The sequence below is a fragment of the Streptomyces sp. NPDC004539 genome (assembly GCF_040610055.1).
Taxonomy (GTDB): Bacteria; Actinomycetota; Actinomycetes; order Streptomycetales; family Streptomycetaceae; genus Streptomyces.
This window is the reverse complement of record NZ_JBEXLS010000032.1, coordinates 86,729-100,095: the sequence shown is the minus strand read 5'-3', so window position 1 is coordinate 100,095 and position 13,367 is coordinate 86,729. Positions and strand designations below refer to the sequence as shown.

General features: G+C 72.3%; 14 protein-coding genes. 3 read left to right on the top strand and 11 right to left on the bottom strand.

The genetic code is table 11. The annotated features are described in order from the left end of the window. Positions 1–43 precede the first annotated feature (43 nt). Together ABZX85_RS43050 and ABZX85_RS43045 are read left to right on the top strand one after the other, a co-directional pair. A complete protein-coding gene (locus ABZX85_RS43050; RefSeq protein WP_355882224.1) occupies positions 44–1,231 on the top strand; it encodes an MFS transporter in 1,188 nt (395 codons plus the stop codon). A 93-nt stretch (positions 1,232–1,324) separates the two neighbouring features. Then, on the top strand, positions 1,325–2,014 hold the full coding sequence (locus ABZX85_RS43045) for a DUF5995 family protein (protein ID WP_355882221.1): 690 nt from the start codon (positions 1,325–1,327) through the stop codon (positions 2,012–2,014). Between the two features lie 2 nt (positions 2,015–2,016). Here the strand turns inward: ABZX85_RS43045 and ABZX85_RS43040 are convergent, their stop codons facing one another. From ABZX85_RS43040 to fmt, 11 genes are all read right to left on the bottom strand, one after another. After that, positions 2,017–3,714: an NAD(P)/FAD-dependent oxidoreductase gene (locus ABZX85_RS43040; protein ID WP_355882219.1), complete on the bottom strand. Its 1,698-nt coding sequence runs from the start codon at positions 3,712–3,714 to the stop codon at positions 2,017–2,019. Between the two features lie 14 nt (positions 3,715–3,728). Further along, the gene (locus ABZX85_RS43035) at positions 3,729–4,514 is read right to left on the bottom strand and encodes a carbon-nitrogen hydrolase family protein (RefSeq protein ID WP_355882216.1); all 786 of its coding nucleotides are present in this window, start codon (positions 4,512–4,514) and stop codon (positions 3,729–3,731) included. Between the two features lie 154 nt (positions 4,515–4,668). Further along, positions 4,669–5,109: an Lrp/AsnC family transcriptional regulator gene (locus tag ABZX85_RS43030; protein WP_355882213.1), complete on the bottom strand. Its 441-nt coding sequence runs from the start codon at positions 5,107–5,109 to the stop codon at positions 4,669–4,671. 31 nt (positions 5,110–5,140) lie between these two features. Further along, the gene (locus tag ABZX85_RS43025; RefSeq protein WP_355882210.1) at positions 5,141–5,641 is read right to left on the bottom strand and encodes a GNAT family N-acetyltransferase; all 501 of its coding nucleotides are present in this window, start codon (positions 5,639–5,641) and stop codon (positions 5,141–5,143) included. A gap of 54 nt (positions 5,642–5,695) precedes the next feature. Beyond that, positions 5,696–7,138, bottom strand: coding sequence for a GuaB1 family IMP dehydrogenase-related protein (locus tag ABZX85_RS43020; RefSeq protein ID WP_355882207.1), 1,443 nt, complete (start codon positions 7,136–7,138; stop codon positions 5,696–5,698). Positions 7,139–7,216: 78 nt separating this feature from the next. Beyond that, positions 7,217–7,474 carry a barstar family protein gene (locus ABZX85_RS43015; protein WP_355882204.1) on the bottom strand — a complete coding sequence of 86 codons (258 nt, stop codon included), beginning with the start codon at positions 7,472–7,474 and terminating at the stop codon, positions 7,217–7,219. Continuing rightward, positions 7,471–7,851 (bottom strand): ribonuclease, encoded by a 381-nt coding sequence (locus tag ABZX85_RS43010; RefSeq protein ID WP_355882201.1) that lies wholly within the window; start codon positions 7,849–7,851, stop codon positions 7,471–7,473. Before ABZX85_RS43010 ends, ABZX85_RS43015 begins: the two co-directional genes overlap by 4 nt. Positions 7,852–7,891: 40 nt before the next feature. Beyond that, on the bottom strand, positions 7,892–8,902 hold the full coding sequence (locus ABZX85_RS43005; RefSeq protein ID WP_355882285.1) for a sugar-binding domain-containing protein: 1,011 nt from the start codon (positions 8,900–8,902) through the stop codon (positions 7,892–7,894). A 109-nt stretch (positions 8,903–9,011) separates the two neighbouring features. Further along, complete coding sequence (gene rpe, locus ABZX85_RS43000) at positions 9,012–9,692, bottom strand: ribulose-phosphate 3-epimerase (protein ID WP_355882198.1); 681 nt, start codon at positions 9,690–9,692, stop codon at positions 9,012–9,014. A gap of 113 nt (positions 9,693–9,805) precedes the next feature. Further along, entirely contained in the window at positions 9,806–11,221 is a 1,416-nt protein-coding gene (locus tag ABZX85_RS42995; RefSeq protein ID WP_355882195.1) for a transcription antitermination factor NusB, read from the bottom strand. Between the two features lie 75 nt (positions 11,222–11,296). Continuing rightward, positions 11,297–12,229, bottom strand: a complete 933-nt coding sequence (gene fmt, locus ABZX85_RS42990) for a methionyl-tRNA formyltransferase (RefSeq protein ID WP_355882192.1) — start codon at positions 12,227–12,229, stop codon at positions 11,297–11,299. Positions 12,230–12,678: 449 nt separating this feature from the next. Here fmt and ABZX85_RS42985 point away from each other — a divergent pair, with 449 nt between their 5' ends. Then, positions 12,679–13,209, top strand: coding sequence for a hypothetical protein (locus ABZX85_RS42985; protein ID WP_355882189.1), 531 nt, complete (start codon positions 12,679–12,681; stop codon positions 13,207–13,209). Positions 13,210–13,367 lie beyond the last annotated feature (158 nt).

Genomic DNA, 13,367 nt, shown 5'->3' with positions numbered 1-13,367 from the left:
GAACTGACACGTGGCATGACCTGACATACGAGGAGGGCCGGGGATGGGCGGGGATGTACGCCGGGGCCGGTACGCCGTCGCGGCGGTGTTCGCCGTGCACGGCGGGGTGACCGGTTCGTTCGCGACCCGGGTGCCGTGGGTCCAGGACCACGCGGGGCTCGGCGCGGGACAACTCGGCTTCGCGCTGGCGTTCACCGCGTTCGGCGCGGCCTGCGCGATGCCGCTGGCCGGCTGGATCACCCACCACCTGGGCAGCCGTACGGCCCTGCGCCTGCTGCTCTCGCTGTGGACCCTCTCCCTGGCCCTCCCCGCCCTCGCGCCGAACCTCCTCACCCTGTGCCTCGCGATGTTCACGTACGGGGCGGCGGCGGGCATGGCGGACGTCGCGATGAACGCGATGGGCGTCGAGATCGAGCGGCGCCTCGGCCGGTCGATCATGTCGAGCCTGCACGGCATGTGGAGCGTGGGCACCCTGGCCGGCTCGGGCGTCGGCACGCTCGCCGCGCACCTCGACGTGGACGCCCGCGTGCATCACACGCTGGCCGCGCTGGTCCTGACCGCGCTGGGGCTGACCGCCTGCCGGTGGGTGCTGGACCTGCGGCCGACGGAGGAAGAGGAGGCGCCGCCGCGCTTCACGCTGCCGCCCCGCTCGGCGCTGCTGATCGGCGCGGTCGGCTTCTGCGCGGTGTTCGCGGAGGGCGCCAGCATGGACTGGGCGGCGGTCTACCTGGAGGACCGGCTCACGGCGTCGGCGGGTCTCGCGGCGGCCTGCGCGACCGGGTTCATGCTGACGATGGCGATCGCGCGGCTCGTCGGGGACACGGTCGTCAACCGGTTCGGGGTCGTACGGACCGTGCGGACGGGCGGGGCGCTGGCGGTCGCGGGCGGGGCGCTCGTCGTCGTGGCGGAGCAGCCGGCCGTCGCGATGGCCGGGTTCGGGCTGATGGGGTTCGGGATCGCCGTCGTCGTCCCGCTGTGCTTCGCGGCGGCCGGGCACGCGGGGCCGAATCCGAGCCAGGCGATCGCGGGGGTGGCGACGATCACCTACACCTCGGGGCTGATCGCGCCGAGCCTGATCGGCGGGGTGGCCCACGCGACGAACCTGACGGTGTCGTTCGGCGTCGTGACGGTCCTGGCGTGCGGGCTGCTCCTCTTCGCGGGCGTCCTGCGCGGCGCCGAACGCGTCAAGCCGGGCGTGCCGGCCGCCCCGGTGCCGGACCCGCGCCCCTGACGGATGGCTACGGCCGTGCTGTCCCGTCCCTCGTTCCGGCGAAGCCCGCCGCCCGGGGCCCCGAACCGGGCCCGCCCCTGGCACCCTTCCCCCATGCCGGAGTTGGAGCAGTTCACGTCGTCCGCCGTAGATGCGGTGATCGCCCGGATGCGGGACCTGGAGGCGGGGCTGCCCGCGCGGGACGGGGTCGCCGTGTTCAACCGGGTCTATCTGGCCGTCACCGAGGAGGTGGACCGGCGGATCGACCGGGGCGGTTTCGCGGACGCGCGCGCGGCGGCGGCGCTGGACGTGCGGTTCGCGCGGCGGTACCTGGACGCCGTCGACGCGGTGGCGGACGACAGGCGCCCGCCCGCCTGCTGGCGCCCGCTGTTCCAGATGCGCCGCCATCCGGGCGTGCGGCCCCTCCAGTTCGCGCTGTCGGGGATCAACGCCCACATCGGGCACGACCTGGTGCTCGCGGTCGTCGACACCTGCCACGGCCTGGGCTGTGAACCGGCCGAGCTGGAGGACGAGTTCGACCAGGTCGGTGACCTCCTCGTGGCGCTGGAGGAGCAGATCAGGGAGGAGCTGATGCCGGGCCCCGACCTGCTCCAACTCGCCGACCCGCTCACCCACTTGATGGGTTCGTGGAGCCTGGAGCGGGCGAGGTCGGCGACCTGGTCGGCGGCGCGTGCGCTGTGGGCGCTGCGGCGGTTCCCCGATCTCGCCGAGGAGTTCACCGAACGGCTGGACGCGGCGGTGGGGCTCGCGGGGCGAATGCTGCTCACCCCGCTGCCCGACTAGCCCTAATCCTCGGGGAGTTCGACCGGCGCGATCTCGTCGTACACGTCCCCCGGTCCCGGGTTGCTCGCGTCGGTCTCGCCGCCGAAGTGGTGCATGACGCCCCACACGGCGTTCAGCGCGGTCTGCACGGCGCCCTCGGCCCAGCCGGCGGTCCAGGAGATGTCGTCCCCGGCGAGGAACAGGCCGCGCCGGTCGGCGGGGAGGCGGTCCTGCATGAAGTGGGTGAACAGGCGGCGCTGGTAGCGGTAGTGGCCGGGGAGGTTGGCCTTGAACGCGCCCATGAAATAGGGCTCGTTCTCCCAGGAGACGGTCACCGGGCTGCCGATGACGTGCCGCCGGATGTCGACACCGGGGTAGATCTCGCCGAGGGACTTCAGCATGACCTCCATCCGCTCGTTCGCGGACAGCGGCAGCCACTTGAGGCTGTCGTCGCACCAGGTGTACGACAGGCAGATCACGGCCGGCCTGTCGGGGCCGTCGTCGAGGAGGTAGGTCCCGCGCGTCATCCGGTCGGTGAGGGTCATCGACATGGTGTCCCGGCCGGTCGCCGGGTCCTTGTCGAGCCAGAACGGGCGGTCGACGGGGACGAACAGCTTGGAGCTCTCCATGTAGTGGGTGCGCTCGATGGCGGTCCAGTGGTCGACCGGGAAGAGGTCGTCGTCGCACACGACCTTGGAGAGCAGCATCCAGGACTGCGCGGTGAACACGGCCGCGCGATACGTGCGGATCTCGCCGTCCGCGTCCGTGACGGTGATCCGGTTCCCGGCGGTGCGGTGCAGCCGGGTGACGGCGGGCCGGGGTTCGCCGTGCGGGTGCAGCGTCCTGAGGGAGGTGCCGTAGGGCCAGTGGACGAGCTTCTGCGGCTCCGACTCCCAGAGCCTGAGCGGGAGTTGCTGCGAGCCGCCGACGATCCCCCGGTGGTGGTCGTCCGCCTCGGTGTAGACGACCCGCAGGATCTCCAGGATCGAGTTCGGGAAGTCGGTGTCCCAGCCGCCGGTGCCGAACCCGACCTGGCCGAAGATCTCCCGGTGCCGGAACGACCTGAACGCCTCGGAGGCGCACAGGAATCCGTAGAACGTCTGGTTGTCGAGCTTCTCGACGAGCCGCGCCCAGATCTCCCGGATCTTCGGCACGTCCCGCTCGCGCAGGGCCCGGTTCATCTCGCCGAACTCGGCACCTTCCTCAAGGCACTTGGCCCACGCCTCGGCGACGTCCCGGTAGACCTGCGGGAGATCCTCGGCCGTCTCCGCGTAGTGGGACTCGCCCTTGAGGTCGACGACCGTCGAAGGAGTCGCCTCGGCAAGGGGGTTGGGGAACGGGCGGGTCTCCAGGCCGACCAGGTCGATGTAGTGCCGGAGGGCCGTGGAGGACGGCGGGAAGCGCATCGCGCCCATCTCGGCGGTCAGCGAGGGATCGCAGCCCTCGAAGCCGACCGTCCGCAGCCGGCCGCCGATCCGGTCCGCCTCGTACACGACCGGCTTGAGGCCCATCCTCATCAGCTCGTACGCGGCGACGATCCCCGAGAGGCCGCCCCCGATGATCGCGACCTCGGCGCCGTGCTCGGTCGCCGGGACCTGGCCGAGACCTGCCGGGTGGGCGAGGAAGTCGTCGTAGGCGTAGGGGAAGTCGGGGCCGAACATGGTGATCGGGGGCTGCTGCGCGTCGGTGTGCTCGACGGCGTTGGGCACCATGGAGGTCATCGGGGTACGGGTTCCTAGCGGGTCAGGGAGCGGTAGAGGTCCGGGCGCCGGTCGGCGAGGTACGGGTTGGCCTCGCGGGACGCGGCGAGGAACGCGGGGTCGGCGTCGGCGAGGAGCAGTTCCTCGTCCCGGCCGGCGCGGGCGCGGGCGACTCCGTCGGGGCCGGCGAGCACGGACAGGCCGACGAAGTCGAACTCCCCTTCCTCACCGGCCCGGTTGACGTACGCGACGTACATCTGGCTCTCGAACGCCCGCACCGGGATCATCGACTCGGCGACGAACTGGAAGGGGTGCATCTGGGCCGTCGGGACGATCAGGAGGCCGGTGCCGGCGAGGGCGTGCGCGCGGACGTTCTCCGGGAACTCGACGTCGTAGCAGATCATCAGGCCGACCGTGAGACCGCCCAGTTCGGTCTGGACGACGGGCTGCTCGCCGGGGGTGAAGTGGTCGCGCTCGAAGCAGCCGAAGAGGTGGGTCTTGCGGTAGTTGACGAGCCGGTCGCCGCTCGCCGCGATCACCTGCGCGGAGTTGAAGACGGCGTCGCCGGCCCGCTCGGGGTAGCCGTACGCGATCGCCAGTCCGTGCCGTGCGGCCAGGTCCGCGACCGCGTCCGCCGACTCCCCGTCGGCCGGCTCCGCGAGGCCCTGGACGTCGACCGCGTACCCCGTCAGGAACATCTCCGGGGCGACCAGCAGCTCCGCGCCCGCCTCCGCCGCCCGCCCGGCCGCCTCGCCGAGCACCTTGAGGTTCCCCTCGACCGCTCCGGGACGTCCGGAGCTCTGGAGCAGGGCGATGCGCATGCGTGTCCTCACCTGGGGCGGAGGGGGTGTCGGGGGCCAGATAGACGGTACGGTCGGGCCGGCCGGGCCGACAATAGGCACCCGTTGCACATGGGTGAGCGATTCGTTGCGCGGGGCTGGGGTGCCCCGGCGATTCGTTGCGCGGGGCCCCGCGTCAGGCGGGTGCCCTCCTCAGCAGCGGCGACAGCACCAGCACCGACTTGGTCCGCTCCACGAACGGCTCCCCCGCGATGCGTTCGAGGACCCGCTCGAAATGCCGCATGTCGGAGGCGAAGATCTGGGCGACGGCATCGGCGTCCCCGGTGACGGTCGACGCCGCCACCACCTCCTGGTACCGCTCAAGGCCCCGCCGGATCGTCTCCGGCGAGGTGTTGCGCCGGCAGTGGATCTCGACGAACCCCTCGGTCTCCCAGCCGAGCGCCGCCGGATCGACCCGTACGGTGAACCCGGTGATCGCCCCGCTCTCCCGCAGCCGGTCCACGCGCCGCTTCACGGCGGGCGCGGACAGCCCGACGAGCTGCCCGATGTCGGCGTAGGAGCGCCGGGCGTCCTCCGCGAGGGCGTGCACGATACGTTCGTCCAGGTCGTTCAACACATACCGCAGTAGACCACGCCCCGAGGGGATCTCAGCAGCTCAGCTCCCGGGTGAGGAACCGGCACGGGTCGGCGTGTTCGTGCCGGACACCGTTGCGGGTGAACTCGGTCCAGCGGTCGGTGTACCGCACGCCGGGCCGGTATCCGAGGCGCTCGTACAGCGCCGCCGCGCGCGGGTTGCGGTCGTCCACGCCGAGTCCCATGATCTCGACGCCCCGGGCGAGCGCCCACTCCTCGGCGGCCCGCACCAGCGCCGTGCCGATGCCCCGCGAGCGCAGGTCCTCGGGCCACACGACCAGGCCGTTGATCTCGGGGCAGCCGGGATGCGCGACCTGGACCTCGGGCGCCTCGCAGCCGGTCCAGCGGACCTCCGCGTGCCCGACGGGGCGCCCGTCGAGCCACGGGATCAGGTACGTACTGTGCCCCTTCTCCTGCCGGGCGAAGCGCATGGGGTGGCTGCCGTCGATACTGTCCGACGGCATGACGCGTTCCAGTACGACGAGGTCCTCGCGACGGCAGGCCATGATCTCCATGGGGACGACGCTAGAACGCGCCGCCCCCGGCCCGCTGCTCCTTTTCCGAAGCGGCTAGTTCCAGCTGGCGTGCAGCGGCTTGCCCTCGGCGTAGCCGGCGGCGCTCTGGATGCCGACGACGGCCTTCTCCTCGAACTCGGCCAGGGAACCGGCGCCCGCGTACGTGCAGGACGAGCGGACGCCCGCGATGACGGAGTCGATCAGGTCCTCCACGCCGGGGCGGGCCGGGTCGAGGAACATGCGGGAGGTCGAGATGCCCTCTTCGAACAGCGCCTTGCGGGCCCGGTCGTAGGAGGACTCATCGGAGGTGCGGTTACGGACCGCGCGGGCCGAGGCCATGCCGAAGGACTCCTTGTACAGGCGCCCGTTCGCGTCCTGCTGGAGGTCGCCCGGCGACTCGTACGTCCCGGCGAACCAGGAGCCGATCATGACGTTGGACGCCCCGGCGGCGAGCGCCATCGCGACGTCGCGGGGGTGGCGGACACCACCGTCGGCCCAGACGTGCTTGCCGTGCCTGCGAGCCTCGGCGGCGCACTCCAGGACGGCGGAGAACTGCGGCCGGCCGACGCCGGTCATCATGCGGGTCGTGCACATCGCGCCGGGGCCGACCCCGACCTTGATGATGTCCGCGCCGGCCTCGATCAGGTCCCGCACACCCTCGGCGGAGACGATGTTGCCGGCGACGATCGGCACCCGGGGGTCCAGCGCCCGGACCGTCCGGATCGCGCTGATCATCGACTCCTGGTGGCCGTGGGCCGTGTCGATGACGAGCGTGTCGACGCCCGCGTCGAGGAGCTGCTTGGCCTTGCCCGCGACGTCGCCGTTGATCCCGACGGCGGCGGCGATCCGCAGCTTGCCGTCCGCGTCCACGGCCGGCGTGTAGAGGGTCGCCCGCAGCGCGCCCTTGCGGGTGAGGATGCCGGCGAGCCCGCCGTCCTCGTCGACGGCGGGGGCGTAGCGCCGGTTCGCCGCGTCGAGGCTGGTGAACGCCTCGCGCGGGTCGATCCCGGCGTCGAGGAGCAGCAGGTCACGGGACATGACCTCGCCGAGCTGGGTGAACCGGTCGACGCCGGTGAGGTCCTGGTCGGTGACGACGCCGACGGGCCGGCGGTTCTCGTCGACGACGACTCCGGCGTTGTGGGCGCGCTTGGGGAGCAGGGCGAGGGCGTCGGCGACGGTCTGCTGGGGGGAGAGCACGATCGGCGTGTCGAGGACGAGGTGCCGGCTCTTGACCCAGCCGACGACGTCGGTGACGACGTCGATCGGGATGTCCTGCGGAATGACGACGAGCCCGCCGCGCCGGGCGACCGTCTCGGCCATCCGGCGTCCCGCGATCGCGGTCATGTTGGCGACGACCAGCGGGATCGTCGTCCCCGTGCCGTCCGGCGAGCGGAGGTCGACGGCCTGGCGGGAGCCGACCGCGCTGCGGCTCGGCACCATGAAGACGTCGTCGTACGTGAGGTCGTACGCGGGCTTGATGTCATTGAGAAAACGCACGTACTTGAGTCTCCCACGCGGGCCCCCGAAACCACCCCGGAGAAACGTCCAGCCTGCGTGGGAGCGTCCTGGAGTTTCCTACAGGGCGAGCAGGACCGTAAGGTCCGCCTCCTCGAAGATCTCCAGCGCGATCTCCCACTCGTCGGGCCTCGCCTTGGCGTACGGCCGCCAGTCGCGGACGACGATCCGCCGCCCCCCGGGGACGTCGCGCAGGACGTCGGCCAGCGCGTCCCAGTTGCGGCCGAACCAGTCGGGGAGGCTCAGGCCGTCGGCGAAACGATCCATCAGCCCGGTCCTGGCCGTGACGCCGCCGAGGTCGATCACGATGTCGGTCATCTCAGTACCGTCCGGAACGAGTCGTAGTGATCATCGGTGTAGTAGATCTCGCCGTCCTGCCCGGTGACAATGCGCCGGGCGCCCCGGTCGCGCGAGCCCGGGGTCCTGACGGTGTACTCGTGGTAGTACCCGCGCTTCTCCTTCGGCAGCCGCCCCTCGAAGTTCCCGAAGACGACGCCGTCGCGGGAGTAGGGGTAGGGGCCGCCCTTGTCGATGAGGGCGAGGGTCTTGCGGGCTTCGGCGGGGAGGTCGGCCGCCTTGACGGTGGCGAGGCCACTCGCGCTCGCGTTCGTACGATGGTCCGACGAACACCCGGCGACACCCCCGACCAGGACCAGCACACACAGAAGCACCCGGGAGACGAACCGCAGCAGCATGCCGTAGATGCTGCCACGGCCGTCCCCGTGCGGCCTTCTGTCAGACCCCGTCCGGGTCGGCCCGGTTCAGCGCCGACTTGGGGGTGGGCCCGGCGGTCATCAGGTAGTCCGCCGCCGAGGTGTCCGTGACGAGGCTGGTGACCAGCCCCGAGCGGAGCACCGCGTCGATCGCGGCGGCCTTGCGCTGTCCGCCCGCGATCGCGACGACCTCGGGGATACGGCGCAGCTGGTCCGCCTTGACGGTGATGCACCGCTCGCCGAGGTCCCGGCCGACCCGGCGGCCGTCGGCGTCGAAGAGGTGCGCGGACATCTCGGCCGCGACGCCGAGGGAGGAGTAGTGGGCCCGCTCCTCGTCCGTCAGCATGTCGTGGACCGTGGAGATGCCCGGCTCCCAGGAGCCGATGGAGACGCAGGCGACGGTGACCTTGTCGAAGTACTCGAAGGCCCGCGCGATCCCGGTCTGGCTGCGCAGCGCGGCGGCGGTGGCCGCGTCCGGCAGCAGCATGGGCGCGTAGATGGGGTGGGCGTCGCCGCCGGACACCTGAGCTGCCCGGCGGACCGCCTCGACCGAGCCGCGCTCGGCCGTACCCGCGTCGTACACACCCGTCAGCTGCACGACCGTGCACGGCGGGAGCCGGTCGAGGGCCGCCGCCATGTTGATGGTGGAGCGGCCCCAGGCCAGGCCCAGGACGTCGCCCTCGTCGACGAGTTCGCCGAGCAGGTCGGCGGCCACCTCGCCCAGGTTCTCGGGGTCGGGGGACTCCTCGGCGTCGGCCGGGGACTCGACCACGACGGCGTGCCTCAGTCCGTAGCGGGCGCGGAGCGCGTCGGAGCGCTCGGCGTCCAGCTCGGCCGGCACGCGGATCTCGATGCGTACGAGATCCCGTTCGAGAGCGGTCTCCAGGACCCGGGCCACCTTGAAGCGGCTGACGCCGAACTCCTCGGCGATCTGGATCTTGGACTTGCCCTCCAGGTAGAAGCGGCGGGCCATGGCCGCCGCCTGCACCAGCTCTGCGGGTCCCATCCGCATGGCCGACCGGCCCGCCGACATACCCGACACGGCGATCTCCTCACTGCTGTTTCACACTCTGGATTCGCCGTTCATCCTCGCAGATCCGGCGGTCTTGATCAGCCCTGAAGGGCTCTGTCACGGGGTTCGTTCACCTGCCCGTGGCCCGGTGGTCGCACACGGCCTCGGCCTGGGCGCGCAGGGCACGGACGGCGGCGGCGGGGTCGCTCGCGCCGTACACCGCCGAACCGGCGACGAAGACGTCCGCGCCGGCCTCCGCGCAGCGTTCGATGGTGCTCGCCGAGACTCCGCCGTCGACCTGGAGCCACATCTGGAGGCCGTGCTTGTCGATCAGCTGCCGGGTGCGGCGGATCTTGGGCAGCATGATGTCGAGGAACGCCTGGCCGCCGAAGCCCGGTTCGACCGTCATGATCAGCAGCATGTCCAGCTCGGGGAGCAGGTCCTCGTACGGCTCGATCGGCGTCGCCGGCTTCAGGGCCATCGACGCCCGGCCGCCCTTGGCGCGGATCTCGCGGGCGAGGCGGACGGGGGCGGCGGCGGCCTCGACGTGGAAGGTGACCGAGGAGGCGCCGGCCTCGATGTACTGCGGGGCCCAGCGGTCGGGGTCCTCGATCATCAGGTGGCAGTCCAGCGGGGTGTCCGTCGCCTTCGCCAGGGACTCCACGATCGGGACGCCGAGGGTGAGGTTCGGGACGAAGTGGTTGTCCATGACGTCGACATGGAGCCAGTCGGCGCCGGTGACCGCGTCGGCCTCTTCGGCGAGGCGGGCGAAGTCGGCGGACAGGATGCTGGGGTTGATCTGCACGGCCATGGGGCTAGCCTCCCATGTCCGGGCGGGGTGGTGGGCACCGGTGGGGGAGGTGGGAGCACTTTAGTGCGATGATCTCATTTACCTCGCCTTTACCTTTTCGTACGATGATCCACTCACCCGGTACGGCGGATCAGCGCCAGATACATCGCGTCCGTCCCGTGCACATGCGGCCACAGCTGTACGTCGGGACCCTCCCCCAGCCCCGGCACACCCGGCAGCAGGGGGCGCGCGTCGATCAGGTCGGCCCGCGGGAACTGCTTGAGGACGTCCGAGACGACCGCCCGGGTCTCCGCGAGGTGCGGCGAGCAGGTCGCGTACCCGACGACCCCGCCGACCCGCACCGACTCCAGCGCCGTCCTCAGCAGGTCCCGCTGCAACGGGCCGAACCCTTCGAGGTCCTCCGGACGACGCCGCCAGCGGGCCTCCGGACGGCGGCGCAGGGCGCCGAGGCCGGTGCAGGGGACGTCCATCAGGACGCGGTCGAAGGACCCAGGTTTCCACGGCGGGCGCGTCCCGTCGGCCGTGACGACCTGGTACGGCCCCGGGTTGCCGGCCAGCGCCTTCGCGACCAGTCCCGCGCGGTGCGGCTGTTTCTCGGAGGCCAGCAGGGTCGCGCCCCGCCGCGCGGCGAGGGCGGCGAGGAGCGCGGCCTTACCGCCGGGTCCGGCGCAGCCGTCCAGCCAGTGCGCGTCCGGGCCGTCGAGGGGGGCGTTCGCGAGGGCCAGCGCGACGAGCTGGCTGCCCTCGTCCTGCACCCCGGCCCGCCCCTCCCGCACGGCGTCGACCGCGCCCGGTTCGCCGCCCTCGGTGAGCCGTGCGGCGTACGGCGACCAGCGGCCGGGGACGGCGGCCTCCTCCGCCAGCAGCTCCCGGACCTCGGACCGGCCCGGCCGGGCCACGAGGGTCACCTCGGGCCGTTCGTTGTCCGCCGCGAGCAGCTCCTCGATACCGGCCCGGCCGCCGCCCAGCGAGTCCCACAGCGCCGAGACGATCCAGCGGGGGTGGGAGTGGACGACGGCGAGGTGGTCCTCGGGGTCGTCGTCGTAGGGCGGGGCGACCTTCGCGGTCCAGCCGTCCAGGTCGTCCTGGGCGATCTTCCGGAGCACCGCGTTGACGAACTTGGCACGGCCGTCGCCGAGGACGACCCGGGCCAGCTCCACCGAGGCGGAGACGGCGGCGTGGGTGGGGATGCGGGTGCCGAGGAGCTGGTGGGCGCCCAGGCTGAGGACGTCGAGGACCGGGGGGTCGACCTCTCGGAGCGGGCGGTCGATGCACGCGGCGATGATCGCGTCGTACGTCCCCTGCCGGCGGAGTGTGCCGTACACCAGTTCCGTCGCCAGCGCGGCGTCCCGGCCGTCGAAGTCGCCCTTCTCGCGGGCTTTGCGCAGCAAGGGGGGCAGCACCAGGTTCGCGTACGCGTCCCGCTCGTCCACCGCGCGCAGCGCCTCGAACGCGAGCATCCGGACGGGGTCCTTCTTGGGGCGCCGGTACGGCTTGCCGGTCTGCGGGGGGCGTGCGGTGTCGCTCACGAAAAAGGTGCTCCGGATTTCAGAAAAGGGGACGCCTCAAGCCTACGTCGGGCGTCGGAGGTGAGGGGGCGGGGCTCAGTCGCCCAGCGTCTCGCCGTCGGCGCCGCGCACGCCCCGCGCCCAGTCCGCCGCGCGCATCGGCTTCTTGCCCTGGGGCTGGACCCAGAGGAGTTCGACGGCGTACGAGCCGGTGCCGGCGTACACGTTGTTCTTGCCGACGGCGAGCTGTCCCGGGGTGAGGCCGCCGCGGTCGGGGAGCGGGGTAACCTGGATCAGCTTGAGGCGTTCGCCGCGGAAGGTGGTCCAGGCGCCGGGGGCGGGCGTGCAGCCGCGGACGACGCGGTCGACGCGCAGCGCGGGGGCCGACCAGTCGACGCGGGCGTCCTCGACGGTGATCTTCGGGGCGAGCGTGACGCCCTCACCGGGCTGGGGGACGGCGGTCAGGGTGCCGTCCTCGATGCCGTCCATCGTCGCCGAGAGCAGGCCGGCGCCGGCGAAGGCGAGGCGGGTGAGGAGGTCGCCGCTGGTGTCGGTGGGGCGGATCTCCTCGGTGACGGTGCCGTACACCGGGCCCGAGTCGAGGCCCTCCTCGATGAGGAACGTGGACGCGCCGGTGATCTCGTCGCCGGCCATGATCGAGTGCTGGACGGGGGCGGCGCCGCGCCAGGCCGGGAGGAGGGAGAAGTGGAGGTTGACCCAGCCCTTGGCGGGCACGTCCAGCGCGACCTTGGGCAGGAGGGCGCCGTACGCGACGACCGGGCAGCAGTCGGGGGCGATCTCCCGGAGGCGCTCCAGGAACTCCGGGTCCCTCGGGCGGGCCGGCCTGAGCACCTCGATCCCCTCCTCCATCGCCCGCTCGGCCACCGGTGACGCCACGAGCCTGCGGCCCCGGCCCGCCGGTGCGTCCGGGCGCGTCACCACCGCGACCACCTCGTGCCGGCCCGAGCCGATCAGGGCGTCCAGGGCGGGGACGGCGACCTCTGGGGTACCAGCGAAGACAAGCCTCATGGAAGAGCGGAACCTCTCGGACGGAACGGATGTGGCGCGGATGTGGCCGGCACAGCAGTTTAGGAGGCGGGGGTGGGGAGGGGGGTGAGGGGGAGTGGCGGGTGGTGGCCCGTGGAGTGGGTGCGGGTACGTCGTGGTTGTTCGCGCAGTTCCCCGCGCCCCTGAAGGATGGGGTGCTGGTGAGTGGTCGAGTGCGGGAAGTCCCCGGGCCCGGTCGGCCTGCGCCGCCGGTGGTCGGGGCGGCGCGTCCGTGGATGTGCGTGCCGTCGGGGGCGAGGGGCGTGCTCGGGTGGGACCGGCGTGCTCGGTCCGGAGGTTCGTGTGCCGTCGGGAGCGGGGGGCGTACGCATATGCCCATACGCCCCCACCCCGTGACCCGGGGAGCGAATCCGCGTTGGTCAAGAAAGAGTTGACCCCTATCTCTTAACGCCGGTTCGAGAGGCTTGTTCATGGCCGACCACGCAACCCACGACGCCCAGGCCCGGGCCAGCCTGCACTTGCTGGTGCGGGACATCGAGCGGGTCCGTCGACAGGTGGACGCACTCCGTACGCTCACCGCCCAGTTGGGCAACGTCTACCGCCCCCGCCGCTCCGGCCCCTCCACGGGGTTCGTGGTCTACGGCCGCGCCCCCGCGCCCACCGTCCGACTGGCCCAGGAACTCCGGGACAGCGTGGAGACGCTGGTGACGGCGGCGGTCGAGTTCGACCGCTCCCTCGGCTTCTCCTGGGACGCGGTCGGCTCCGCCCTGGGCGTCACGAAACAGGCGGTCCACCGCCGCTACGGCGCCCGCCGCACACCCCCCTCCTCCCTCCCGGACCAGGACCTCCCCCAGGACCACCCCCTGAACGTGGGCGGCGGCATCACCACGGTCCCCACCGTCCCGGCGGCCCGCTCCATGCCGACCCAGCCCACAGCCGGCAGCCCCGCCCTCCACAACGACCCCCGCCCCACCCCTTTCCCCAGCCCCCGCAACGGCTGACCCCTCCCCCCACCCTGCCCTCTCGCCCGACCACGAGGGGGCAGCGGCATACCCACACCCACTCTCCCCCACACCGCGCACCCAAAGCCGACCAAGCCCCTGCCCACCACCCGCACCCCATCCTTCAGGGGCGCGGGGAACTGCGCGAACAACCACGA

Bases quoted from the DNA above. Each gene is read 5' to 3' on its own strand.
- ABZX85_RS43035 (WP_355882216.1), bottom strand. From the start codon at position 4,514: ATGCGCATCGCCCTGCTCCAGAGCTCCGGACGTCCCGGAGCGGTCGAG.
- ABZX85_RS43015 (WP_355882204.1), bottom strand. From the start codon at position 7,474: ATGACCGACATCGTGATCGACCTCGGCGGCGTCACGGCCAGGACCGGG.
- fmt (WP_355882192.1), bottom strand. From the start codon at position 12,229: ATGAGGCTTGTCTTCGCTGGTACCCCAGAGGTCGCCGTCCCCGCCCTG.
- ABZX85_RS43045 (WP_355882221.1), top strand. From the start codon at position 1,325: ATGCCGGAGTTGGAGCAGTTCACGTCGTCCGCCGTAGATGCGGTGATC.
- ABZX85_RS43025 (WP_355882210.1), bottom strand. From the start codon at position 5,641: ATGGAGATCATGGCCTGCCGTCGCGAGGACCTCGTCGTACTGGAACGC.
- ABZX85_RS42985 (WP_355882189.1), top strand. From the start codon at position 12,679: ATGGCCGACCACGCAACCCACGACGCCCAGGCCCGGGCCAGCCTGCAC.
- ABZX85_RS43050 (WP_355882224.1), top strand. From the start codon at position 44: ATGGGCGGGGATGTACGCCGGGGCCGGTACGCCGTCGCGGCGGTGTTC.
- ABZX85_RS43005 (WP_355882285.1), bottom strand. From the start codon at position 8,902: ATGTCGGCGGGCCGGTCGGCCATGCGGATGGGACCCGCAGAGCTGGTG.
- rpe (WP_355882198.1), bottom strand. From the start codon at position 9,692: ATGGCCGTGCAGATCAACCCCAGCATCCTGTCCGCCGACTTCGCCCGC.
- ABZX85_RS43010 (WP_355882201.1), bottom strand. From the start codon at position 7,851: ATGCTGCTGCGGTTCGTCTCCCGGGTGCTTCTGTGTGTGCTGGTCCTG.
- ABZX85_RS43040 (WP_355882219.1), bottom strand. From the start codon at position 3,714: ATGACCTCCATGGTGCCCAACGCCGTCGAGCACACCGACGCGCAGCAG.